This is a genomic window from Lentzea sp. HUAS12 (assembly GCF_024125735.1).
Classification (GTDB): domain Bacteria; phylum Actinomycetota; class Actinomycetes; order Mycobacteriales; family Pseudonocardiaceae; genus Lentzea; species Lentzea albida.
Genome location: NZ_CP099738.1, coordinates 9245872 through 9267539, shown reverse-complemented (window position 1 = coordinate 9267539; position 21668 = coordinate 9245872). Strand labels below are relative to the sequence as shown.

The following is a 21668-nucleotide window of genomic DNA, read 5'->3' as shown; positions in this document are numbered from 1 at the left end:
GTCTCTCAAAGTCCTCGGTGCGGGGCCGCGGGCCCGTCGTTCGAACCGACCGTCTGCAACTGCAGGAGGTACGGGTTCGTCGCGCGTTCGCGGCCAATGGTCGTCGTCGGGCCGTGGCCGGGCAGCACCACCGTGTCGTCGGGCAAGGTCATGACCTTGCTCTGCAGGGACGACAGCATCGCGGAGTGGTCACCGCCGGGCAGGTCGGTGCGTCCGATCGAACCGGCGAAGAGCGTGTCACCCGAGATCACCAGGCGACCCCCTTCCTGCGCGCCGGAGCGGAACATCACCGACCCGCCGGTATGGCCCGGCGTGTGGTCGACGGTGATCCGCAGGCCGGCGAGGTCGAGCTCGAGGCCGTCGGTCAGCTCGCGGACCTCCGAGGGCTCGCGCATCTCGAGGTTGCCGCCGAAGAACGCGGCCGACTCGGCGCTGATGCCCTTGAGCGGGTCCGACAGCATCGCCACGTCGTCCGGGTGGATGTACGCCGGGACGTCGTTGCCGTCGCAGACCGGGGTGACGGAGAACGTGTGGTCGAAGTGCCCGTGCGTGAGCAGCACGGCGACAGGCGCGAGGCGGTGCTTGCGCAAGGCCTGCTCGATCGGCTCGACCGCGTCCTGACCGGGGTCGATGATCACGCAGGGCTCGCCCTCACCGGCCGCCAGGACGAAGCAGTTCGCCTGGAGCGCCCCGGTGGGGAACCCGATCACGAGCACGAAAATGACCTCCCTGTTCAAGGACAGCCTAACCACCACACAAAGCTCATATGCCCAGGCCCTAGACTGCCGAGCCGACCGCCCTATTCGCATGAGTCCCTGGGGAGGGAGCACGTGCCCACCAACGAGCAGCGACGCGCGGCAGCCAAGCGCAAGCTTGAGCGTCAGATGGTCTACCGCCAGGAGCGGGCCAAGAAGCGTCGCATCATCGCCGTCGTGTCGACGGTCGTCGTTGTTGCGCTCGTCGGAGGTGGCGTGTGGTTCCTCGCGACCAACGACGTATTCGGCAACGGTGACGCCGCCGCGTCGGAGACTCCCACCCAGGAGTCGGTGGACAAGGCGGAGAACATCCCCACCGCGCTGCACCAGATCCCGAAGCGCCCCCAGGCGCTCCCGGAGAAGGTGAACTGTGAATACACGAAGGGCCAGGAGCCGGCGGCCAAGGAGAACACGCCGCCCGCGAACGGCGAGCAGTCCTCGGTCGGCACGGTCGGTGTCACGCTCGGCACCTCGATCGGTGACCTGAAGTTCACCCTGGACCGCTCGCTCGCGCCGTGCACGGTGAACAACTTCGTCGAGCTCGCGAAGCAGAAGTACTTCGACAACACGACCTGCCACCGCCTCGTGGTGACCGGCATCCAGGTCCTGCAGTGCGGCGACCCCGGCGGCAACGGCATGGGCGGCCCCGGCTACTCGTTCAAGGACGAGGTCTACCCGGAGCTCACCTACGGCCGCGGTGTGCTCGCCATGGCGAACTCGGGCCCGGACACGAACGGCTCGCAGTTCTTCATCGTCTACGGCGACGGCGCGAACCTGCAGGCCAAGTACACGATCTTCGGCACGGTCGACGAGGACTCGCTGAAGAAGATCGACGAGGTCGCGAAGACCGGCACGATCTCGCAGCAGCCGGGCCAGGGCGACGGCAAGCCGAAGACCCCGGTCGACATCAAGTCGGCGCTGGTCGCGAACTGAGCGCACTCAGCACTTAGAGCTACACACGACGGAGCCCCCGCCCTCTTCAGGACGGGGGCTCCTCTCGTCTCTCGCCCCAGTGCCGGCCTACGAGGCCGACGTCACGCGGTACACGTCGTAGACGCCCTCAATGCCGCGCACGGCCTTCAGAACGTGACCGAGGTGCTTCGGGTCGCCCATCTCGAACGAGAACCGGCTGACGGCCACCCTGTCGCGTGACGTCGTCACCGACGCCGACAGGATGTTCACGCGCTCGTCGGCCAGCACCTTCGTGACGTCCGAGAGCAGCCGGTGCCGGTCGAGCGCCTCGACCTGGATGGCGACCAGGAACACGCTGGAGGCCGACGGCGCCCACTCGACGTCGAGGAGCCGTTCCGGCGACTTGAGCAGCTCCTCCGCGTTCGTGCAGTCGGTGCGGTGCACGGACACGCCGCCGCCCCTTGTGACGAAGCCGAGGATGTCGTCGCCCGGCACCGGGGTGCAGCAGCGGGCGAGCTTCACCCACACGTCGCCCGCGTCCTTGACGATCACGCCCGCGTCGCCGGTGGGGCGGCGCCGGGTGACGGTGGACGGGGTGGCGCGGTCGGCCAGTTCCTCCTCGGCGTGATCCACACCGCCGAGCTGCGCGACGAGCCGTTGCACGACGTGGCGGGCGGAGGTGTGCCCCTCCCCGACCGCCGCGTACAGCGCGCTCATGTCCGGGTAGTGCAGTTCCTTCGCGAGGGCCTGCATCGAGTCGACCGAGACCAGGCGCTGGATCGGAAGCCCGACGCGCCGGACCTCCTTGGTGATCGCGTCCTTGCCCTGCTCGATCGCCTCTTCCTTGCGCTCCTTGGCGAACCACTGCTTGATCTTCGCCTTGGCGCGCGGGGACGCCACGAAGCTCAGCCAGTCGCGGGACGGACCCGCGCCCTCCGCCTTGGAGGTGAAGATCTCGACGACCTCACCGTTCTCGAGCTTGCGCTCCAGGGCGACCAGGCGACCGTTCACGCGGGCACCGATGCAGCGGTGCCCGACCTCGGTGTGCACGGAGTAGGCGAAGTCGACCGGCGTGGAGCCCGTCGGCAACGTCTCCACGTCCCCCTTGGGCGTGAACACGAAGATCTCGCGCGCGGCGAGGTCCCAGCGCAGGCCCTCCAGGAACTCACCGGGGTCCGCGGCTTCCCGCTGCCAGTCGAGGAGCTGGCGCATCCACGCCATCTCGTCGATCTCGACGGACTTGCCGTTGTGCGTGCCCTTGGTCTCCTTGTAGCGCCAGTGCGCCGCGATGCCGTACTCGGCCCTCTGGTGCATCTCCTGGGTGCGGATCTGCACTTCCAGGGGCTTGCCGTCGGGTCCGATCACGGTCGTGTGCAGCGACTGGTAGACGCCGAACCGCGGCTGCGCGATGTAGTCCTTGAACCGCCCCGGCATCGGCTGCCAGGCGGCGTGGACGACGCCCATCGCGGCGTAGCAGTCCCGCACCTCGTCCACCAGGATCCGGACGCCCACGAGGTCGTGGATGTCGTCGAAGTCCCGGCCGCGGACGATCATCTTCTGGTTGATCGAGTAGTAGTGCTTCGGCCTGCCCTCGACCTTCGCCACGATCCGGGCCGCCTCGAGCTGACCGTTCAGCTCGTCGACGACGGACCGCAGGTAGGTGTCACGACTCGGCGCGCGCTTCGCGACCAGGCGGACGATCTCGTCGTACTTCTTCGGCTGCAGGATGGCGAACGCCAGGTCCTCCAGCTCCCACTTGACCGTCGCCATGCCCAGCCGGTGGGCCAGGGGTGCGAGCACCTCGAGCGTTTCGCGGGCCTTGCGGGCCTGCTTCTCCGGCGGCAGGAACCGCATCGTGCGCATGTTGTGCAGCCGGTCGGCGAGCTTGATGACCAGGACCCGCGGGTCCTTGGCCATCGCGATGACCATCTTGCGGATGGTCTCCGCCTCGGCAGCCGCCCCCAGCTTGACCTTGTCGAGCTTCGTCACCCCGTCGACCAGCCGGGCGACTTCCTCACCGAAGTCTTCCTTGAGCTGGTTGAGCGAGTAGTCGGTGTCTTCCACGGTGTCGTGCAGCAGCGCGGCCACCAGCGTCGTGGTGTCCATGCCCAGCTCGGCGAGGATCGTCGCCACGGCGAGCGGGTGGGTGATGTACGGGTCGCCGGACTTGCGGCGCTGCGGGCGGTGCTTCTCCTCGGCAACGTCATATGCGTGCTGCAGAAGCGCCAGATCGGCTTTGGGATGGAGGTCACGGTGCACGGCGGCGAGAGGTTCGAGGACCTGCTTCACCGGGGCCGCACGTTGGGCGGTGATGCGCCGCGCAAGGCGGGCGCGCACACGCCGGGTAGCCGACGGTTGAACAACCGTCGCAGCGGGTTCGGTGTCTTGACTCAACCCCACGCTCCTCGGGTCTCGCGAGTACCGAGGATAACGCGTTTACCGTGATGAAACTTCCGATGGCGCGGTGAGCGGCACAGCTCACACGGTGAACGCCGCACAAACTTCCGTTGAGCCGATCAGGCGACGCTCACCACGAACGCCCGCCAGGCGTCAGCGGAGAACGCCAGAACCTCACCTTGGGTGGCCTTGGAATCACGCACGAGAGCGTCCTGGGCGAGTGACACCTCAACGCAGGCGCTGTCGCCCTGAGGACCGCTGTAGGTGCTCTTACGCCAACTCCGGTCGTGGCTCATCGGAGTCCTTTCGGAGATTGCTGACGTAGCTCGCCAGCACGCTCCGCGATTGTCCCTCATCCAACGCGAGGGCATCCAGCCACTTGAAGAACTCCCGGCAGTCGGCGATAGCTGCGCCGTCGTGCGCGAAGACCCGCGCGAGGTCGGTCTCGCTGTAGGCCATGGGCACCAGCTTCTCGAAGCTGAAAAGCATGCGCGCGGACATTCTGATCACGGCCTGACCAGCGGACATCGGCACAATCCGGAGGATGTGCGTATTGAACAGCAGGCGCAGGTACTGCTCCTCCATGATCCGCTCGTCGCCCACCTGAAGCTGCAACGCCAACTCATGCACATAGAAGCGACAATCCGGTCGATTGGGCCGCTTCAGAATCGCCTGGCGCTCCATCCGCCACCTGAGGTACTTCTCCACCTCCTCCGGCGTGTTCCGGCCAGAGGCGAGCAACGCCTCCGCGTACTCCGGAATCTGAACGAGCCCAGGCACGGACAGCACGTCAAAAGTGGTGATCTTCTTGGCTTGCGCTTCCGCCAGGGCCAGGGTGCGCAGGTTGTCGGGGACGGTCACCACGTACGGGTCGAAGGCGTACCGGTAGCGGTCGCGGAAGGCTTCGAAATAGCCCGTGTCGCGCCCGCACGTCAGCAGGTACTGCACGAGGTCGATCTCGCTCGCCCGCGCTTTGCCCTTCTCGATGTTGGAGACCTTGCTCGGGTCCCAGCCGAGTTGTTCCGCGAAGGCGTGGCCCGTCAGCCCCGTGAACTTCTCGCGGAGGCGGCGCAGTTCGTCGCCCAGGTCGCGGCTGTACGCGGTGGAGGTGATCGCAGTCATTCGTCCGACGGTAGGCATTGACCCTCCTCCACGAACCAGCTCCTTCGGGTGAAAACGGGCGCGCCACTAGGCGGCGTGGCGGCCGGCGCGGTGGGTCGTGTTGGTCCTGGGTGTGCGGTCGGGGTCGAGCCAGGCAGGTGGGACGAACGTGGGGATTCCATTGTGGAGCTTCACCTCCCAATCGCTTTGGTGGATCAAGGTGTGGTGGTGGCGGCACAGCAGGGCCGCGTTGTTCACGGATGTCTCGCCGCCCTCGGACCAGAACTTCACGTGGTGGGCGTCGCAGTGCTTCGGCGGGCGGTCGCAGCCCGGGAAGGTGCACCCCTGGTCTCTCGCCACCAGCAGGCGGCGGATGGCGGCGGGGAAGGTCCTCGCCTTGCGGCCTATGTCCACCGCCTCGGACCGGCCGCCCAGCACCACCGGGATCACTCCGGCGTTGCAGGCGAGGCGGCGGACCAGCGTGGCCGGGACGCGGACGCGGTTGTCGAGCGTCGCGAAGCCCGTCTTCCCGGCCAGGTTCTCGTACGACATCGTCAGGGTGAGCGTGACGGGCTCGCCGCCGTGCTCCGGCAGGCGGTCGGCACGCAACATCAGGTCGATCAGGTCGGCGAACGCGTCACCCTCGCGCTCGGCACGCGAGCGTGGGTCGACACCTTCTTCCGGAGTGGTCGGGCGGGGCTTGGCCAACGGGTCGATCATCGCCTCGAACTTGGCGCCGGCGACCTTGTCGAGCTTCGCCCACATCTCCAACTGCTCGCCCTTCCACTCCATGCGCAGCCGGTTGACCGGCGCCTGCTCCACGACCTCTTGGGGCTCCGCGTCCTGCTGATACAGCCGGTACGCCAACTCCTTGCCGAACGCCCGCACAGCACTGGGCTCGTGCGCCTGCGCGAACTCCACCACCGGCGCCTCGGCCTCCGGCGGCAACTCCCTCATCACCTCGGCCACCGCCGAGATGTGCTCGCCGGACAGCGAACCCTCCGCCACCGCCACAGCGGTGACAGGCAACTCCGCCTCCAGCACCGACCCGGACGGCGTGACCTCCCGAGCCAGCACCTCGGCCCGGGCGACCCACTGACGAGCCGTCTTCAGGTCCCACCGCACCGCGTGCCGCAGAACCTGAGCGACATTCCGATAACCCAACTCGGCCGCAGCCCCACGCCGAGACAACTCGGCGATCTTCTGCATGACCACATTCTCAAGAACGCGAATTTCCACCACGTCACCAACGACTGCGGCAAGCAGCTCGCCGGTAGACAGAAGTCGGAAGTCTCGTTCGCTCATGCGTTCGACATTACCGCAAGATCACAGCATAAAAGCACGTCAGATCGGACACGTTCGGGTGAACCAACTGGACAACCGCTATAGGCGCCGTTAGTGCACTTCTCTCTAGACGCAACGCAACCACTAGCAACCACGCACGCAACTAAAACCCTATGCACGCACACGGACCACACCCCGCAATCGCCCTCAGAAATGGACCACGGAAATTCGTTCCGGTACACGCCCGACGAAGGAGGGCATGTACCGGTTCGGCGAAGCCGTGCCTGCGACAGGAGCGGTGCACGCCAGCCGCGGCAGGGGGTGCTGCGGACTGATCGGGGGTGTGGGCGGCTGGAGGAGGGGCGGCGAGCAGACGGCGGTGGCCGGCGGGGCGCGGAATGGTGCAGCGGGGCGGCCGTCTTGGGCGGCATGGGCTGCGGGTGGGCGGGGCGGCTGGTTGAGGCAGGCCGGTTGGTAGGGCAGGTGGCCGTGGCAGGCGGCAGAGACGGTCGGGCTAGGGGCGCGGGGTGACGAGCGGGACGTGGCTTGTGGGAGGTGTTGCGGGGCGCCTGACACACTCGGGCTGTGAGGACTTTGTTGTGGTGCGCCGCTATGACGTTCGTGTGGCTTGGCACGATGGCGTACCTGGCCCTCGACGATCCCGGCTACATCGATCCGCGGTCCGTCGTCGGGTCGGCGGTGGGCTGGGTGGTGGCGACCGCGTTGAGTTGGCTGGTGTTGCGGCGCGCGAAGGCTCCGCGGTTGTGGGAGATCGCGGTCGTCACGGCTCCTGCGTCGCTGGTGACGCTGGTGTTCGTGAGCGTGGGTGCCGCCTTTGTGGCTCCGCCGCCCGTTGCCTGACGTCGGGCGGCCCCGCAAGGGCTGACAAGCTGAGGCATGCATTCCCGTCGGCCCATCTGGCACTGCCTGGCGTTCGCCGGTGTGTGGTACGCGGCGATCGTCCTGCTCAACCTGGTCACCGGCGGGGGCGGTGAGGGGTTGCGGGCCGCGGTGCTCGGGGTGGTGCCGTGGCTAGGTGCGGCCGCCGCGTTGATGCGGGTCGGGCACGGTGACATGAAGGCGTGGCGGCTGGTCCTGCTGGGGTTGCCGATCTTCTACTTCCTGTGGGCGATCACCGTGGTCGTCGCCTACCGGTTCGTCGCCGTGCCGGCGTCCGGCTGACATGCGGAAGGGGACCGGCCAGCTGGCCGGTCCCCTTCCGAACGAAACGTTCTAGACCGCCATCAGGGCGCTGACCTCGCGGCCCGCGAGCCTGGAGCGTCCGCCCAGGGCGGTGATCTCCAGGACCACGGACACGCCCGTCACGATGCCGCCCGCGCGCTCCACCAGGGTGCACGCCGCCTCGGCGGTGCCGCCGGTGGCGAGCACGTCGTCGACGACGACCACGCGCTGGCCCGGCTGGATGGCGTCGGCGGGGAGCTCCAGGGAGGCCTCGCCGTACTCCAGCGCGTACGCCTGCGAGTCGGCGACGACCGGGAGCTTGCCCGGCTTGCGCAGCGGCACGACGCCGTAGCGCCAGCCGTAGCCCAGGGCGGCGCCCAGGAGGAAGCCGCGCGACTCGATGGCGGCGATCACCTGGGTGCTGTCGTCGATCTTGTCCTGGAGGCCGTCGACCACGGCGCGCAGGGCGTCGGGGTCGGTGAGGACCGGCGTGAAGTCCCGGAAGACGACCCCCGGCTGGGGGAAGTCCGGGACTTCACGCATCAGTTCCAGAGCACGATCCAGTTTCAACGCTGGCGCTTCCCGGTCGGGCGGCGGCGGGCGTCGCCTGCCTTGGCGGTGCGGTGGGGCACCGACGCGGCGGCGGCGTACGCCTCCTCCTTGCGCAGGTCGGCGGCGAGCGCGTCGTCGTCGACCGACTCGATGCCCTCGGCGACCTGCGGGCCCGTGGCCTTGGCGCGGCGGGCGGCCACGCGCTTGGCCTGCGCGATGTACTTCGGGTCGCGCATCTTCAGGTCCACCAGCACCGGGGTGGCGATGAAGATCGAGGACAGGGCACCGATGAACATGCCGACGAGCTGCACGAGCGCCAGGTCCTGCAGGGTGCCGACGCCCAGGATGCCGACGCCGACGACCAGCAGGCCGATGACCGGGAGCAACGCGATCAGCGAGGTGTTGATCGAGCGCATCAGGGTCTGGTTCAGCGCCAGGTTCGACGCCTCGCCGTACGTGCGGCGGGTCAGGCCCAGCAGGCCTCGGGTGTTCTCCTTGACCTTGTCGAACACGACGACCGTGTCGTAGAGCGAGAAGCCGAGGATCGTGAGCAGACCGACCACCGTCGCCGGTGTCACCTCGAAGCCGATGAGCGAGTACACGCCGGCGGTGATGATGACGTCGTGGAACACGGCGACGAGCGCGCCGACGGCCATCTGCCACTCGAAGTAGAACACCAGGAACAGCGTCACCGCGATGAAGAACCAGAACAGGGCCCACAGGGCCTTGGTGCTGATCTCACCGCCCCAGGACGCGGAGACGGCGCTGTCGGAGATCGCCGTCTGGCCGCCCTGCGGCTGGAGGTCCTGCGCGAGGCCCGTCTTGAGCGCCGCGACCTCGGAGACGTTCAGCGCGGGCGACTTGAGCTGGATCGTCGCGCTGGCACCGGAACCGACGGCCTGCACGGCGTTCGGCTTCTTGCCGGGCAGGGCCTTCGCGTACGCGTCCTCGACGGCCGAGGTCGAGATGGTCTGGCCGCTCGCCGACGCGGACGGCAGCGAGATCTTGGTGCCGCCCTCGAAGTCGATGCCGAGGTTGAAGCCCTTGAACACCATCGAGCCGATGCAGACCAGCAGGATGATGCCGGACACGATGTACCAGCGGGTGCGCTTGCCGACGATGTCGAAGGCGCCGTTGCCCACGTAGAGGCGTGAGAGCACGCTCATGTCAGGCCTCCTTCACGGCGGTCGTCTTGCCGGTCGTGGCGGCGCGGTGTGCGGCACCCTCGCGGGCGGCACCGCCCAGGCCGGACAGGCTCGGGTTGGACAGGAACTTGGACTTGGACGCCAGCGCGACCAGCGGGTGCGTCACGAGGAACACGACGACGAGGTCGAGGACCGTCGACATGCCCAGGGTGAACGCGAAGCCCTTCACCTGACCGACCGCGATCACGTACAGCACGGCGGCGGCGATGAAGCTGACCGCGTCGGCGGAGAGGATCGTGCGGCGCGAACGGACCCATGCGCGTGGCACGGCCGAACGGAACGAACGGCCTTCGCGCACTTCGTCCTTCAGTCGTTCGAAGAGAACGATGAACGAGTCCGCGGTGATACCGATGGCGACGATGAAGCCCGCGATGCCCGCCAGGTCGAGCGTGAAGCCGATGACGCGGCCCAGCAGCACCAGGAAGGCGTAGATGATCACGCCGGACAGCACCAGCGACAGGATCGTCAGGAAGCCGAGCAGGCGGTAGTAGAACATGCAGTAGACGAAGACCAGCGCGAGGCCGATGCCGCCCGCGATGAGACCCGCCTTGAGCGACTGCAGGCCGAGCGTCGGGGACACCGTCTGCGCCTCGGAGGAGTCGAAGGACAGCGGCAGCGCGCCGTACTTCAGCGTGTTCGCGAGGTTCGTGGCTTCCTTCAGCGTGAACTTGCCGCTGATCTCGGTGGAACCACCGGAGATGGCCGACTGGATGGTCGGCGCGGACATGACCTCGCCGTCGAGCACGACCGCGACGGCCTGCTGGACGTTGGCCGCGGTGAACGAGCCCCACTTCGTGCCGCCCTCGGACTTGAAGTCCAGGTTGACGACGTAGCCGGTGCCGTTCGGGTTGGCGTTCGCGGCGGCGTTGCTGATGTCCTCACCGGTCAGGCGGGAGTAGTTCGAGTAGTCGTCCGCCTTGGTCTCGGTGTCCTCCTTGGGAGGGTTGACCGGGGCCAGCGTGTACTTGAACTCGCCCTTCTCGTCACAGGTGACGAGGGGCTTGTCGAGGTCGTCGTTGCCGCGCAACGGGTCGGCCTTCGTGCAGTCGAGCATGAGCGCGGCCTGCTGCAGGACCTGCGGGTCCGTGGACTGGCGCAGCGCCTTCGCCTCCTGGATCTCCTTCGCGACCTTCGGGTCGACGTTGGAGGGGGCGGACGGCGTGCTGGGCGCGGTGCTGGACGGCGCGGCGCTGCTCGACGGCGGCGTGCTGGAGGGCTGCGCGGCCAGGTTCGGCGCGGGACGGCCCTGGGGGGCACCGCTCGACGGCGGGGCCTGGCCCGCGCTCTGGCTCGGCGGGGCCGACGGCGGGGTGCTCGCGCTGCCGGACGGCGGCGTGCTCGACTGCGTCGGGTTCGGGGCGGCGCCCGCGGGGATCGGCTGGCCGATGACCTTGCGGAACGCGAGGCGAGCGGTCTGGCCGAGGCCCTTCGCGCCTTCGCTGTCCGCGCCCGGGACCGTGATCACCAGGTTGTTGCCGTCGCGCACGACCTCGGCACCGGAGACGCCGAGACCGTTCACGCGGACCTCGATGAGGTCACGTGCGCGGTTGAGCGCCTCCTCGCTGGGTTGGGCCCCGTCTTCCTGACGCGCGGTCAGCGTGACGAGCGTGCCACCCTGCAGGTCGATTCCGAGCTTGGGTTTGGCCGAACCGTTCCCGGTCAAAAAGACCAGGGCGTAGAGCGCGACCACGATGAGGACAAAACTCGCCAGATACTTCGCAGGGCGAATTTGCCCGGCCGGAGGTGCCACGATCCGTCCGTCTCCTAGTAGCGATGGTTTCCGAGCGCGCAGCGTAACGCGCGCCAGGTGAGCTGCGCGTCACTACCTGGAGTTGGCGGTGTTCACAGTTGCCAACTCCAGGTGTCACGACTCAGTTGGTTACTTCTTGGCGTTGTGGTCCAAGGGCTCCGCGACCTGTGCGGTGATCGCCGGCTCCTCGTCCTCGTCCGCCTTGTCGTCGACGACGACGGCCTCCTCGGTCTCCGCGACCTTCTCGCGGATCGCGGCGCGCAGCCAGCGGGTGACGACGCCCTCGGAGATCTCGATGTCGATGGTGGTGTCGTGGCTCGCGTCGGCGACGGTGCCGTACAGACCCGACGTCGTCATCACCTTGTCACCGGGCGCGAGGGAGTTCTGCAGCTGCTGCTGCTCGGCCATCGCGCGCTTCTGCTTGCGCGCGCTGAGGAACAGCGGCACGGCGAGCAGAACCAGAAGCAACGGGAAAAGCAAACTGCCTAGGTCCATCATTCTCCGATCAAGTGGACATGCCTCGACGCACGCCCGATATGTCCAGGTGCTTTCGCCGATTGTGCCAGGTCACCACAGTTGATCACCGGCGGGCGGTTCCAGCCCCAGGTGGTACCACGCCGCTGGAGTCGCCACCCGGCCGCGCGGGGTCCTGGCCAGCATGCCAGCCCGGACCAAATAGGGCTCGCACACCTCTTCGACGGTCGTCGGCTCCTCACCGACCGCGACCGCGAGCGTCGAGACGCCGACCGGGCCGCCGCCGAAGCTCTTGACCAGGGCCGAGAGCACCGCGCGGTCGAGGCGGTCGAGGCCGAGCTGGTCGACGTCGTAGACCTCGAGCGCCTGCTTGGAGATCTCCTCCGTGACCCGGCCGTCGGCCCTGACCTCGGCGAAGTCGCGGACGCGGCGCAGCAGCCTGTTCGCGATGCGGGGGGTGCCGCGGGAGCGCCCGGCGATCTCGAGGGCGGCGTCCTCGGCGATGTCGACGCCGAGGATCTTGGCGCTGCGCTTCACGATGAGGTCGAGTTCGTCGGCGCTGTAGAACTCCATGTGGCCGGTGAAGCCGAAGCGGTCGCGCAGCGGCCCGGTCAGCGCTCCGGACCTCGTCGTGGCTCCTACCAGCGTGAACGGTGCGATGTCGAGCGGGATGCTGGTCGCGCCGGGGCCCTTGCCGACGACGACGTCGACGCGGAAGTCCTCCATCGCGAGGTAGAGCATCTCCTCCGCGGGCCGGGCCATGCGGTGGATCTCGTCGATGAACAGGACGTCGCCCTCGACCAGGTTGGAGAGCATCGCGGCGAGGTCGCCCGCGCGTTCCAGGGCGGGGCCGCTGGTGATGCGGATGGCGCTGCCGAGCTCCTTCGCGATGATCATGGCGAGGGAGGTCTTGCCGAGGCCGGGAGGGCCGCTGAGCAGGACGTGGTCGGGGGCGGTCCCCCGCCTCATCGCGCCGTGCAGCACGAGTTCGAGCTGTTCGCGGACGCGCTGCTGGCCGACGAACTCGTGCAGGTCGGCGGGACGCAGGCTGGTCTCGACGTCGCGCTCGGCCGGCGCGACGTACGGGCTGAGCTCGTCCTCGGTCACTTGCGCCCCAGGGTCGCGAGCGCACGGCGCAGGACGGCGGACGTGGACTGGTCCGGGTTGTCGGAGAGGACCTTGTCGACGGTCGTCTCGGCGGCCTTGGCCGGGAAGCCGAGGCCGAGGAGCGCCTCCACGACGTGGTCGCGCGTCTGGCTGTGCGCGGGCGTCGTGGGCGCGGGGAGCTGACCGACCTTGTCGCGCAGCTCGATGATGAGGCGTTCCGCACCCTTCTTGCCGATGCCCGGGACCTGCGTGAGCACGGTGATGTTGCCCTCGGCGAGCGCGTGGCGGAGCTTGTCGGGCTCGAGCACGGCGAGCGTGGCCAGTGCGATGCGCGGGCCGATGCCGCTCACGGTCTGCAGCAGGCCGAACAGCTCGCGGGCCTCGGCGTCGGCGAAGCCGAAGAGGGTGAGGCTGTCCTCGCGGACGACGAGGGTGGTGGCGAGCGTGGTCTCCTCGCCGCGGCGCAGGCTCGCGAGGGTGGTGGGCGTGGCCTGCACGGCGAACCCGACGCCGCCCACCTCGACGACGGCGTGGTCGAGGCCGACGTGCTGCACCTGGCCGCGCAGTGACGAGATCACCTGGTTCCTCCGGACTTCACGAGCTGGACCTTAGTTGGCGCGCTTGGCCGCTTCGGCCAGCTTCGCCTTGTGCACGCGGGCGAGCTCCGCCGCGCGGGCCTGTGCTTCCTCGAGCCTGCTGCGCATCGGCGCGCGCCAGTGGTGGCAGATGGCGAGCGCCAGGGCGTCCGCCGCGTCGGCGGGCTTCGGGGCGACCTTCAACCCCAGCAGCTTGGTCACCATGGCGGTCACCTGCGCCTTGTCCGCGCGGCCCGATCCGGTGACGGCGGCCTTCACCTCGGACGGCGTGTGGAACTCGACCGGCAGGTTCCGCTGCGCGGCGGCCAGTGCGACGACACCCGACGCCTGCGCGACCCCCATCGCGGTGCGGACGTTGTGCTGCGCGAAGACGCGTTCGATGGCGACGACCTGAGGTTCGTAACGGTCGAGCCACACGCAGACTCCGTCGTACAGCTCGTGCAGGCGCACGGACAGCGGAGCGTCGACGGGCGTGCGCAGGACGTCGACGGCCACGGCGCGCACGACCCGGCCCGGCCCGCCGTCGACCACGCCGAAGCCGCACCTGGTCAGACCGGGGTCGACCCCGAACACCCGCACAACAGCTCCCCGGATCGCCGAACGAACAACAGTTCGAACCATATCCGGTGCACCCATAGGTGACCCGCACCGACACGGGCTGACGCGGTTCGACAAGTCCACGCCGCCGTTACTACGGTGGTCGGGTTTCGATCACAGGAGACACGGTGAAGAGGTTCTGGGTCGTCGCCGCGTGCGTCGGCACGTTCATGGCGATCGCCATCCTCACCGCCCTGACCGCGCCCCGCGATATCGGTATCGCAATCGACAAGGTCGTGCAGCTCGTCTTCGCCATCGCGGCGTTGGTCGCCTACGCGCGCGCCCGTGACAAGTGGATGACGGCGGCCATGGCGAGCCTGACCGTCGGGCTGTCCGCGTGGATCTGGGGCCAGCAGATCATGGGCGTGCAGCTGCCGTCGTCCACGATCGCGCCGCTCGGGTTCACGATGGTGCCGGTCCTCTGCCTGGCCGCGGTCGTCGTGAAGGCGCAGAAGCGCACGGCAGGCGACCTGCTGCCGAACTACCGCAGCCGCACGGTGATCGTGCTCGACGGGCTGATCGTGATCGGGTCGCTGTTCGTGCTGACGTGGGTGTCGGCGCTCGAGTCGCTGACCCGCGCGTGGGCCACGGAGGGGCCGGGGTTCGCGACCGTCGTCGCCCATCCCGCCGCGTACCTCGTGCTGCTCGTGGCGATCGTGGTGATGTCGTGGACGCATCAGGCCGTGCGTGAGTGGCCGATGCTCTTCATCGCACTGGCCGGTATCGCGCAGTCGTCGTCGGGCTGGGTGTTCGCGTTCCACATCGCCCAGGGCAACACGGTGATCCCGGCGACCGCGGACATCGGCTTCATGTTGTGCCCGGCGTTCTTCCTGCTGAGCGCCCTCGCTCCGGCGCGCACCCTCGAACCCACGCCCGGACGCCTGCGCACGGCCGATTTCCTGCACCTGTCCGTGCCGTACCTGCCGCTCGCGGTCACCGGCCTGTTCATCTGCTGGAACACCGCGACGGGCGGCCGCCTCAACCCGGTCGAGATCTACGCCGGCATCCTGGTCGTGTGTCTCGTGATCGTGCGTCAGTTGCTCACGATGATGGACAACGTCCGACTGATGGACCAGCTGCGAGTCTCTCGCGAGCAGCTACGGCACGAGGCGACGCACGACCCGTTGACCGGCGTCGCGAACCGCTCGCTCTTCCGCGAACGGCTGGAGCGCGCTCTCGCGGTGCGTGACCGCGCGAGGCCGTTGATCCTGCTGTTCATCGACGTGGACGGCTTCAAGGCCGTCAACGACAACCACGGCCACGCCGAGGGCGACGCCGTTCTGCGCAATGTCGCCGCACGGCTGAAGAACAACGTCCGGCCGGAGGACACGGTGGCGCGGCTCGGCGGCGACGAGTTCGGCGTGCTGGTCGACGGCGGTGATGCGGACGAGATCGGCGCACGGCTGCTCAGCGCGCTGGGACATCCGCACGAGGTGCTGGGCCGGGTGCACCGGGTGCACGCCAGCATCGGTGTGGCGCAACGGTTCTCGCACGACCCCTCGATCACCGCCGACGACGTGCTGCGGGCCGCGGACGCCGCGATGTACACGGCGAAGCGGCTCGGCAAGGGCATGGTCGTCGTGCACGGTTCACCGCTACCGGAGATGACGTGACCCCTGAGCAGTTGATTTCCTCGCTGGGCATGCAGGAGCTCCCCGTGGAGGGCGGGTACTTCGCGCAGACGCACCGCTCCGAGGAGGCGTCCGCGATCGCGTACCTGTTGCGCAGCCCCGACTTCTCCGGGATGCACGTGCTGGAGCACCTGGAGATCTACCACTTCCACGCCGGGTCGCCGTTGCGGATGCTGCTGCTGCACCCCGAGGGCACAGTGACGTCGCCGGTGCTGAGCGCGTCGAACCCGCAGGTCGTGGTACCCGCGGGCGTGTGGCAGGGCAGCACCCCGGCGGGCGACTGGTCGCTGGTCGGCACGGTCGTGGTGCCGCCGTACACCGACGACGTCGTGGAGTTCGGGCACGCGGACGACCTGTGCGCGCGTTATCCCGCACACGCTGCTCTGATTCGGCCCCTCTGCCGATTCTAGCTCTCTAGGATCTCCGGAATGGCGCTCGTCCCGCTCAACGGCATCGACCTGAACGTCCAGACCGAGGGTTCCGGCGACCTCGTCGTGCTCGTCATGGGCACCGGCAGCCCCGGCCGCGTCTGGCGCACCTACCAGGTGCCCGCGCTGGTGAAGGCCGGGTACCGGGTGGCGTACTTCGACAACCGCGGCATCAAGCCGTCGTCGGAGTGCGCGGGCGGTTTCACGATCGACGACATGGTGGCCGACACCGCCGCGCTGATCGAGCACCTGGGCGGTCCGGCGCACGTGATCGGCACGTCGCTGGGCGGGCGCATCGTGCAGGAGCTGGCGCTGACCCGCCCCGGGCTGGTGCGGTCGGCGGTGATGATGGCGACCTCCGGCCGTCCCGAGCCGGTGCAGCAGGCGTGGACGCAGGCCCTGTGCGACCTGCACGACAAGGGCGTCGAGATCCCGCTGCAGTTCTACTCGGTGGCGTCGGTGATCAGGAACCTGTCGCAGAGGACGCTCACCGACCCGGTCATCGCCCGGGACTGGCTGCAGATGTACGAGTTCGCCGGCAACGCGCTCAGCGCGGGCGAGCGCATCCAGCTCGGCCTCGGCGAGTACGACACCCGCCTGGCCGCCTACCGCGCCATCGGGGTGCGGTCGCTGGTCATCGGGTTCGCCGACGACCTCGTGCTGCCGCCGCGGCTGTCGCGCGAGGTGGCGGACGCGATCCCGGGCGCCCGGTACGCCGAGGTCGCCGACGCTGGGCACGTCGGGTACCTGGAGCGGCCGGACGAGGTCAACCGGCTGCTGGTGGAGTTCCTGGGCGGAGCGTGAACCCCGCCCCTCAGCGATGCGCGGCCTGACCCGTCGGGCGCAGCAGGATCTCGTTCACGTCCACAGTGGACGGCTGGGACACGGCGTACAGGACCGCCCTGCCCACGTCCTCCGGTTCGAGCTTCGGGTCGTCCACACGCGACGCCGGGATGGCGTCGGTGTCGACCAGGCCCGGCTGGACGACCGTCACCCTGACGCCGGTGCCGACGGCCTCGGCGCGGATCGCCTGGGCCAGGCCGGTGATCGCCCACTTCGTCGCCGAGTACAGGTTGCCCGGCCGCACTCCCCTGCCCGCGGCGGAGCCCGTCAGCACCAGGTGGCCGCCGGCGCGCATCAGAGCGGGCATCGCGGCGCGGGCCGTGAAGGCCGGGCCGCAGACGTTCGTCACGACCATGTCCGTCCATTCGGAAGGCTCCGCACCCGACGAAGAGACGAACGACGTGTCCACCGAAACGCCCGCGTTGGCGTACACCACGTCGATTCGTCCCCAACGCGATTCCACCCGGGACATGAGATCTTGCACGGAATCCCACGAAGACACGTCGCATCGGGCGTCCCAGCCGCGATCGCCGACAGATTCTTCCGCGGAACGCGAGGCCCTGACCACGCGATACCCTGCCTGGGCTGCGAGAACGGCGGTGGCCGCCCCGATTCCGCGGGAGGCGCCGGTGACGACGAAGACGTTTTCCATGATCGGAACCCTAGTCAGGGAAACGTCAGTGGCGCCTGTTTTGATACCGCGCATGACATTGAACCGCAGGTCCGTGTTCGGGCTGGGAACCGTCGCGGCCGCGACGGCCGTGCTCGGCTCCCACGGTGCAGCACAGGCGCAGGAAGACCCGGAGGCCGAGATCGAACGCTCCCCGGCGACGGCCGACCGGTCGCGCAAGCGCGTGGCGCAGGTGTACCGGCGGCAGGCCCGCAAGGCGCGGGGCAGCTGGTCGTCGCTCATCACCGTCGCCGACCTCGACGGCACCACGAAGGCCGCGGTCGACGAGGACGCCGACAAGGTCGTCGAGGCCTACAGCGTCAACAAGGTGGCCGTGGCGGTCGCCGTGCTCGACAAGGTGGACCGCGGGCTGATCAAGCTCGACGACAAGGTCACCGTCTCGGCCGCGATCGTCATCCAGGACACCGACGGCATCTTCGCGCTCGACGGGGCGTACCCGAGCGAGGTCACCGTCGGGCACGCGCTGGCGAACCTGCTGACGGTCTCCGACAACACCGCGGTCCGGCTGTGCGGCCTGGTCGTGCCGGCGCTGGAGCTCAACGAGATCCTGCGCTCCAAGGGTTTCGTGCACACCCAGGTGGTGCCGGTCGCGAACCCGAACCGGTTCTTCCTCGGCACCACGACGGCGCGCGAGACGCACACGTTGCTGCAGAAGCTGGTCGACGGGCAGCTGCTGTCCGCCGCGTCCACGGCGTACCTGCTCAACATCCTGCGCGCGACGGCGAGCTTCACCGACGGCGTCCGGCTCCACCTCACGACCAACGAGCGCCTGCGCGTCGCCACGAAGGCCGGCTGGTTCGCCGACGGGCGCAACGAGGCCGGGATCATGTTCAGCGCGGACGACCGGGCGATCCTGATCTACTCGATGTTCGCGTCGGGCGAGTTCTCCGGCGACAAAGCCGTCAACGAGGAGGACTTCAGCACCACCCACCCGGCCGTGGCGGCTCGCGCGGAGCTCGGACGGTCCATGTTCGACGCGGTCATCAGGATCACCACGACGCGTCCGAGGCACCGCGCGAAGGTCTACCGGTTCTTCAACGGCGGCTGATCTCCTGAGAATTCTCTGAAATCGCGGGCCCCGGGCCCGGACTTTCGGCTATACAGGCTCCAACGCCGGGGTCGGTCGTCGCCGCCGTCGACGACCGGCTTCCCGCGTCGCTGTTAGAGCGCCGGTTCCACAACGTCGTGGTACCCGCGTTTCACCCGCTCGATCACCTCGTCGAAGTCCGCCGCCCAGATGGCGGCGTTGAAGATCTCGACCTCCACGTCGCCCGCGTACCCGGTCGCCGCGACGTGCCTGGTCAGGCGGTCCAGGTCGATGTCGCCGTCACCGGGGTAGCCGCGGCCCAGCAGCACGTCGGCCGGCACGGGCGTGAGCCAGTCGCACACCTGGTACGACGCGATGTGCGGTCCCGCGCGCACGATCTGCGCGTCCAGGTCGGGGTCCCACCACACGTGCAACGCGTCCACGACGACGCCGACGGAGGAGTTCTGCTCGGCGAGGTCGAGCGCCTGGGACAACGTCGACAGCACGCCGCGGTCCGCGCAGAACACCGGGTGCATCGGTTCCAGAGCCAGGGTCACACCCGCCTCGCCCGCGTACACCGACAACTCCGCGATGGCGTCGGCGACGCGCTGACGTGCGCCGACGAGGTCCTTGTCGGGCTGCACTCCCCCGACGACCATGACCAGCACGTCCGTGCGCAACGCCGCCGCCTCGTCGATCGCGCGGCGGTTGTCGTCCAGGGCGGCGCGGTTGTCGACGGCCGTGAGGAACCCCCCTCGGCACAACGACGACACGCGCAGACCGGCGTCCGCGACGAGTTTCGCGGTGCGGTCCAGGCCGTGGTCCGCGACCGGTTCGCGCCAGAGGCCGATCGACTCGATGCCGTGCCGCGCACAGCCTTCGACGGCCTCGGCGACGGTCGCGCGCTTGATCGTGGCCTGGTTCAGCGAGAGGCGAGCCACTGCTGCCACCGCCGTTCCGCGAACTCCGGGTCGACCACGCCGGCGATCTCCGCGAGGCGTTTCGCCTCGGCGAGGTGTTCCACGCTGCGCGCGGACTCCAGGCCGCCGAGGAGCTGGAACCGCTCCTGGTGCCCGGCGAGCCACGCCAGGAACACGACACCGGTCTTGTAGTAGTACGTCGGCGCGCTGAACAGGTGGCGGGACAACGGGACCGTGGGCGCCATGATCCGGTGGAACCCGTCGGTGTCGCCTTCGGCCAGCTTGGCCAGGGCGCGGGCCGCGACCGGCGCGATCGGGTCGAAGATGCCGAGCAGCGCGTGGCTGAAGCCCTCGGAGTCGCCCGCGATCAGCTCCGGGTAGTGGAAGTCGTCGCCGGTGTAGCAGCGGACTCCCGGAGGCAGCGCGCGCCGCAGCCCGATCTCGTGACCGGCGTCGAGCAGCGAGACCTTCACGCCGTCGACCTTGTCCGGCCGCGAGCGGATGACCTCCAGGAAGTTCCGGGTGGCCTGCGGGACGTCGGCCGCGCCCCAGTAACCCTGGAGCTTCGGGTCGAAAGCGGTGCCGAGCCAGTGCAGCACCACCGGTTCGCTGACGCGGTCGAGCAGCGTGCCGTAGACCTTCTCGTAGTCCTCGGGACCCCGTGCCGCGGCGGCGAGCTGGCGCGAGCACATCAGCACGGGCTGCGCGCCCGCCTCCTGGACGACGTCGAGCTGCTCCAGGTAGGCGTTCAGCACCTCGTCGAGAGTCGCCTCACCGGTCAGGTGGTCGGTCGCGACGCCCGCGCAGATCCGGCCGGCCTTCTCGGCGGCGCTGCGGCGGATCAGCTCGGCGGCCGTCGGCCAGTCCAGGCCCATGCCGCGTTGCGCGGTGTCCATGGCCTCGGCGACACCCAGGCCGTGCGACCACAGGTGGTGCCGGAACGCGAGAGTCGCGTCCCAGTCCACTGTGCTCTCGTCCCCGGCCACGACGTGTGCCGCGGCGAACACGATGCGGTCACCTCGACCCGGGCTAGACACCCTCGATCTCCACCCGTCGACCCTCCGAAGAGGACTGGAGTCCGGCGGCGGCCAGCGCGACGCCGCGTGCTCCGGCGCGGAAGTCGTGCGGGAACGGCGCGCCCTCGTGGACGTGGCGCAGGAACTCGGCCCACTGCACCTTGAAGCCGTTGTCGAAGTCCTCGTTGTCCGGGACCTGCTGCCACTGGTCGCGGAACGGGTGCGTGACCGGCAGGTCCGGGTTCCAGACCGGTTTCGGTGTGACGGCGCGGGGCTGCACGAAGCACTCGCGCAGGCCCGCGACCGCACTCCCCTCCGTGCCGTCCACTTGGAACTCGACGAGCTCGTCGCGGCGCACCCGCACGCACCACGACGAGTTGATCTGGGCGATGACGCCGTTCTCGATCTCGAAGATGCCGTACGCGGCGTCGTCCGCGGTGGCGGAGTAAGCGTTGTTCTGCTCGTCCCACCGCGTTGGAATGTGCGTGACGGCCTTGGCGGTCACCGCTTCGACGCGGCCGAACAGGTCGTGCAGCAGGTAGCTCCAGTGGCAGAACATGTCCGCGACGATGCCGCCGCCGTCCTCCGCGCGGTAGTTCCAGCTCGGGCGCTGCGCGGTCTGCCAGTCGCCCTCGAAGACCCAGTAGCCGAACTCGCCGCGCACGCTGAGGATCCGGCCGAAGAAGCCGCCGTCGATCAGCCGCCGGAGCTTGCGGATGCCCGGCAGGTACAGCTTGTCCGCCACGACACCGTGCTTCACACCCCTCTCGTCGGCCAGGCGTGCGAGCTGCAGCGCCTCCTCGACCGTTTCGGAGACCGGTTTCTCGGTGTAGACGTGCTTGCCGGCCTCCAGGGCCTTGGTGATCGACTCGACGTGCCGCGACGTGACCTGCGAGTCGAAGTAGATCTCCACGGACGGATCCGCGAGCGCCCCGTCGAGGTCCGTCGTCCAGTGCGCCAGGTCGTGGCGCTCGGCGATCTCCTTGAGCTTGTCGGCGTTGCGGCCCACGAGGACCGGTTCCACCTTCAGCACGGTCCCGTCCTGCAACCGCACGCCTTCTTCGCGCAACGGCAGCAGGGAGCGGACCAGGTGCTGGCGATAGCCCATCCGCCCCGTGACGCCGTTGACCGCCACTCCGATGGTCCGAACCGCCATCACACCTCCCTGGTAGCAGCGCTGGAAAGCGCTTTCCCGCCACG

23 protein-coding genes are annotated in these 21668 nt (G+C 69.0%); 7 read left to right on the top strand and 16 right to left on the bottom strand.

What is annotated here, in order from left to right; genetic code table 11:
* Positions 1-5: 5 nt before the first annotated feature.
* Positions 6-716, bottom strand: coding sequence for an MBL fold metallo-hydrolase (locus ND450_RS43695; protein WP_253323799.1), 711 nt, complete (start codon positions 714-716; stop codon positions 6-8).
* 114 nt (positions 717-830) lie between these two features.
* Here ND450_RS43695 and ND450_RS43690 point away from each other — a divergent pair, with 114 nt between their 5' ends.
* Complete coding sequence (locus ND450_RS43690) at positions 831-1688, top strand: peptidylprolyl isomerase (protein ID WP_253323798.1); 858 nt, start codon at positions 831-833, stop codon at positions 1686-1688.
* Between the two features lie 87 nt (positions 1689-1775).
* Here ND450_RS43690 and ND450_RS43685 read toward each other — a convergent pair whose 3' ends face one another.
* The 4 genes from ND450_RS43685 to ND450_RS43670 form a co-directional block, all read right to left on the bottom strand.
* Positions 1776-4061: a bifunctional (p)ppGpp synthetase/guanosine-3',5'-bis(diphosphate) 3'-pyrophosphohydrolase gene (locus ND450_RS43685; RefSeq protein WP_371927591.1), complete on the bottom strand. Its 2286-nt coding sequence runs from the start codon at positions 4059-4061 to the stop codon at positions 1776-1778.
* 122 nt (positions 4062-4183) lie between these two features.
* Complete coding sequence (locus tag ND450_RS43680; RefSeq protein WP_253323796.1) at positions 4184-4360, bottom strand: DUF397 domain-containing protein; 177 nt, start codon at positions 4358-4360, stop codon at positions 4184-4186.
* Positions 4335-5186, bottom strand: a complete 852-nt coding sequence (locus ND450_RS43675) for a helix-turn-helix transcriptional regulator (protein ID WP_253323795.1) — start codon at positions 5184-5186, stop codon at positions 4335-4337. The genes ND450_RS43680 and ND450_RS43675 overlap by 26 nt, the downstream gene beginning before the upstream one ends.
* A gap of 66 nt (positions 5187-5252) precedes the next feature.
* Positions 5253-6374, bottom strand: coding sequence for an HNH endonuclease signature motif containing protein (locus tag ND450_RS43670; protein ID WP_253323794.1), 1122 nt, complete (start codon positions 6372-6374; stop codon positions 5253-5255).
* A 687-nt stretch (positions 6375-7061) separates the two neighbouring features.
* Between ND450_RS43670 and ND450_RS43665 the strand changes: the two genes are divergently transcribed.
* Both ND450_RS43665 and ND450_RS43660 read left to right on the top strand, forming a co-directional pair.
* The gene (locus ND450_RS43665) at positions 7062-7310 is read left to right on the top strand and encodes a hypothetical protein (RefSeq protein WP_253323793.1); all 249 of its coding nucleotides are present in this window, start codon (positions 7062-7064) and stop codon (positions 7308-7310) included.
* 36 nt (positions 7311-7346) lie between these two features.
* Positions 7347-7631 carry a hypothetical protein gene (locus ND450_RS43660; RefSeq protein ID WP_253323792.1) on the top strand — a complete coding sequence of 95 codons (285 nt, stop codon included), beginning with the start codon at positions 7347-7349 and terminating at the stop codon, positions 7629-7631.
* Positions 7632-7682: 51 nt separating this feature from the next.
* Here the strand turns inward: ND450_RS43660 and ND450_RS43655 are convergent, their stop codons facing one another.
* The 7 genes from ND450_RS43655 to ruvC form a co-directional block, all read right to left on the bottom strand.
* Positions 7683-8174, bottom strand: coding sequence for an adenine phosphoribosyltransferase (locus ND450_RS43655; protein WP_089913760.1), 492 nt, complete (start codon positions 8172-8174; stop codon positions 7683-7685).
* Between the two features lie 23 nt (positions 8175-8197).
* On the bottom strand, positions 8198-9349 hold the full coding sequence (gene secF / locus ND450_RS43650) for a protein translocase subunit SecF (protein ID WP_253323791.1): 1152 nt from the start codon (positions 9347-9349) through the stop codon (positions 8198-8200).
* A 1-nt stretch (position 9350) separates the two neighbouring features.
* Positions 9351-11138, bottom strand: a complete 1788-nt coding sequence (secD, locus tag ND450_RS43645) for a protein translocase subunit SecD (RefSeq protein ID WP_253323790.1) — start codon at positions 11136-11138, stop codon at positions 9351-9353.
* A gap of 129 nt (positions 11139-11267) precedes the next feature.
* On the bottom strand, positions 11268-11633 hold the full coding sequence (gene yajC, locus ND450_RS43640; protein ID WP_253323789.1) for a preprotein translocase subunit YajC: 366 nt from the start codon (positions 11631-11633) through the stop codon (positions 11268-11270).
* 72 nt (positions 11634-11705) lie between these two features.
* Positions 11706-12719 carry a Holliday junction branch migration DNA helicase RuvB gene (ruvB, locus tag ND450_RS43635; protein WP_089913769.1) on the bottom strand — a complete coding sequence of 338 codons (1014 nt, stop codon included), beginning with the start codon at positions 12717-12719 and terminating at the stop codon, positions 11706-11708.
* Positions 12716-13297: a Holliday junction branch migration protein RuvA gene (gene ruvA / locus ND450_RS43630; protein ID WP_253323788.1), complete on the bottom strand. Its 582-nt coding sequence runs from the start codon at positions 13295-13297 to the stop codon at positions 12716-12718. The genes ruvB and ruvA overlap by 4 nt, the downstream gene beginning before the upstream one ends.
* 30 nt (positions 13298-13327) lie before the next feature.
* A complete protein-coding gene (ruvC, locus tag ND450_RS43625; RefSeq protein ID WP_177229686.1) occupies positions 13328-13894 on the bottom strand; it encodes a crossover junction endodeoxyribonuclease RuvC in 567 nt (188 codons plus the stop codon).
* Between the two features lie 146 nt (positions 13895-14040).
* Here ruvC and ND450_RS43620 point away from each other — a divergent pair, with 146 nt between their 5' ends.
* Genes ND450_RS43620 through ND450_RS43610 form a run of 3 tightly spaced genes read left to right on the top strand, consistent with a single transcriptional unit; the run spans position 14041 to position 16775 of the window.
* Positions 14041-15525, top strand: a complete 1485-nt coding sequence (locus ND450_RS43620) for a diguanylate cyclase domain-containing protein (RefSeq protein WP_253323787.1) — start codon at positions 14041-14043, stop codon at positions 15523-15525.
* Positions 15522-15953, top strand: coding sequence for a cupin domain-containing protein (locus tag ND450_RS43615; RefSeq protein WP_256557413.1), 432 nt, complete (start codon positions 15522-15524; stop codon positions 15951-15953). The genes ND450_RS43620 and ND450_RS43615 overlap by 4 nt, the downstream gene beginning before the upstream one ends.
* 18 nt (positions 15954-15971) lie before the next feature.
* Positions 15972-16775 (top strand): alpha/beta fold hydrolase, encoded by an 804-nt coding sequence (locus tag ND450_RS43610; RefSeq protein ID WP_253323786.1) that lies wholly within the window; start codon positions 15972-15974, stop codon positions 16773-16775.
* A gap of 10 nt (positions 16776-16785) precedes the next feature.
* Here the strand turns inward: ND450_RS43610 and ND450_RS43605 are convergent, their stop codons facing one another.
* Entirely contained in the window at positions 16786-17466 is a 681-nt protein-coding gene (locus tag ND450_RS43605) for an SDR family oxidoreductase (RefSeq protein ID WP_371927590.1), read from the bottom strand.
* A 52-nt stretch (positions 17467-17518) separates the two neighbouring features.
* On the opposite strand from ND450_RS43605, the gene ND450_RS43600 reads away from it, so the two are divergent.
* On the top strand, positions 17519-18553 hold the full coding sequence (locus ND450_RS43600) for a serine hydrolase (protein WP_253323785.1): 1035 nt from the start codon (positions 17519-17521) through the stop codon (positions 18551-18553).
* A 113-nt stretch (positions 18554-18666) separates the two neighbouring features.
* On the opposite strand, the gene ND450_RS43595 is transcribed toward ND450_RS43600, so the two are convergent.
* From ND450_RS43595 to ND450_RS43585, 3 genes are read right to left on the bottom strand one after another with little or no spacing between them, the layout of a single operon-like run.
* Positions 18667-19482 carry a sugar phosphate isomerase/epimerase family protein gene (locus tag ND450_RS43595; RefSeq protein WP_371927589.1) on the bottom strand — a complete coding sequence of 272 codons (816 nt, stop codon included), beginning with the start codon at positions 19480-19482 and terminating at the stop codon, positions 18667-18669.
* Positions 19455-20489 carry a dihydrodipicolinate synthase family protein gene (locus ND450_RS43590; RefSeq protein WP_371927588.1) on the bottom strand — a complete coding sequence of 345 codons (1035 nt, stop codon included), beginning with the start codon at positions 20487-20489 and terminating at the stop codon, positions 19455-19457. Before ND450_RS43590 ends, ND450_RS43595 begins: the two co-directional genes overlap by 28 nt.
* On the bottom strand, positions 20482-21624 hold the full coding sequence (locus tag ND450_RS43585; RefSeq protein ID WP_253323783.1) for a Gfo/Idh/MocA family protein: 1143 nt from the start codon (positions 21622-21624) through the stop codon (positions 20482-20484). Before ND450_RS43585 ends, ND450_RS43590 begins: the two co-directional genes overlap by 8 nt.
* Positions 21625-21668: the final 44 nt, after the last annotated feature.

What these genes read in the sequence shown, in the direction of transcription:
- ND450_RS43600 (WP_253323785.1), top strand. Translation starts at nt 17,519, where the DNA reads ATGACATTGAACCGCAGGTCCGTGTTCGGGCTGGGAACCGTCGCGGCC.
- ND450_RS43610 (WP_253323786.1), top strand. Translation starts at nt 15,972, where the DNA reads ATGGCGCTCGTCCCGCTCAACGGCATCGACCTGAACGTCCAGACCGAG.
- ND450_RS43585 (WP_253323783.1), bottom strand. Translation starts at nt 21,624, where the DNA reads ATGGCGGTTCGGACCATCGGAGTGGCGGTCAACGGCGTCACGGGGCGG.
- ND450_RS43670 (WP_253323794.1), bottom strand. Translation starts at nt 6,374, where the DNA reads ATGCAGAAGATCGCCGAGTTGTCTCGGCGTGGGGCTGCGGCCGAGTTG.
- ND450_RS43680 (WP_253323796.1), bottom strand. Translation starts at nt 4,360, where the DNA reads ATGAGCCACGACCGGAGTTGGCGTAAGAGCACCTACAGCGGTCCTCAG.
- ND450_RS43675 (WP_253323795.1), bottom strand. Translation starts at nt 5,186, where the DNA reads ATGACTGCGATCACCTCCACCGCGTACAGCCGCGACCTGGGCGACGAA.
- ND450_RS43655 (WP_089913760.1), bottom strand. Translation starts at nt 8,174, where the DNA reads ATGCGTGAAGTCCCGGACTTCCCCCAGCCGGGGGTCGTCTTCCGGGAC.
- ND450_RS43605 (WP_371927590.1), bottom strand. Translation starts at nt 17,466, where the DNA reads ATGGAAAACGTCTTCGTCGTCACCGGCGCCTCCCGCGGAATCGGGGCG.
- ND450_RS43660 (WP_253323792.1), top strand. Translation starts at nt 7,347, where the DNA reads ATGCATTCCCGTCGGCCCATCTGGCACTGCCTGGCGTTCGCCGGTGTG.
- secF (WP_253323791.1), bottom strand. Translation starts at nt 9,349, where the DNA reads ATGAGCGTGCTCTCACGCCTCTACGTGGGCAACGGCGCCTTCGACATC.
- ND450_RS43665 (WP_253323793.1), top strand. Translation starts at nt 7,062, where the DNA reads ATGACGTTCGTGTGGCTTGGCACGATGGCGTACCTGGCCCTCGACGAT.
- yajC (WP_253323789.1), bottom strand. Translation starts at nt 11,633, where the DNA reads ATGGACCTAGGCAGTTTGCTTTTCCCGTTGCTTCTGGTTCTGCTCGCC.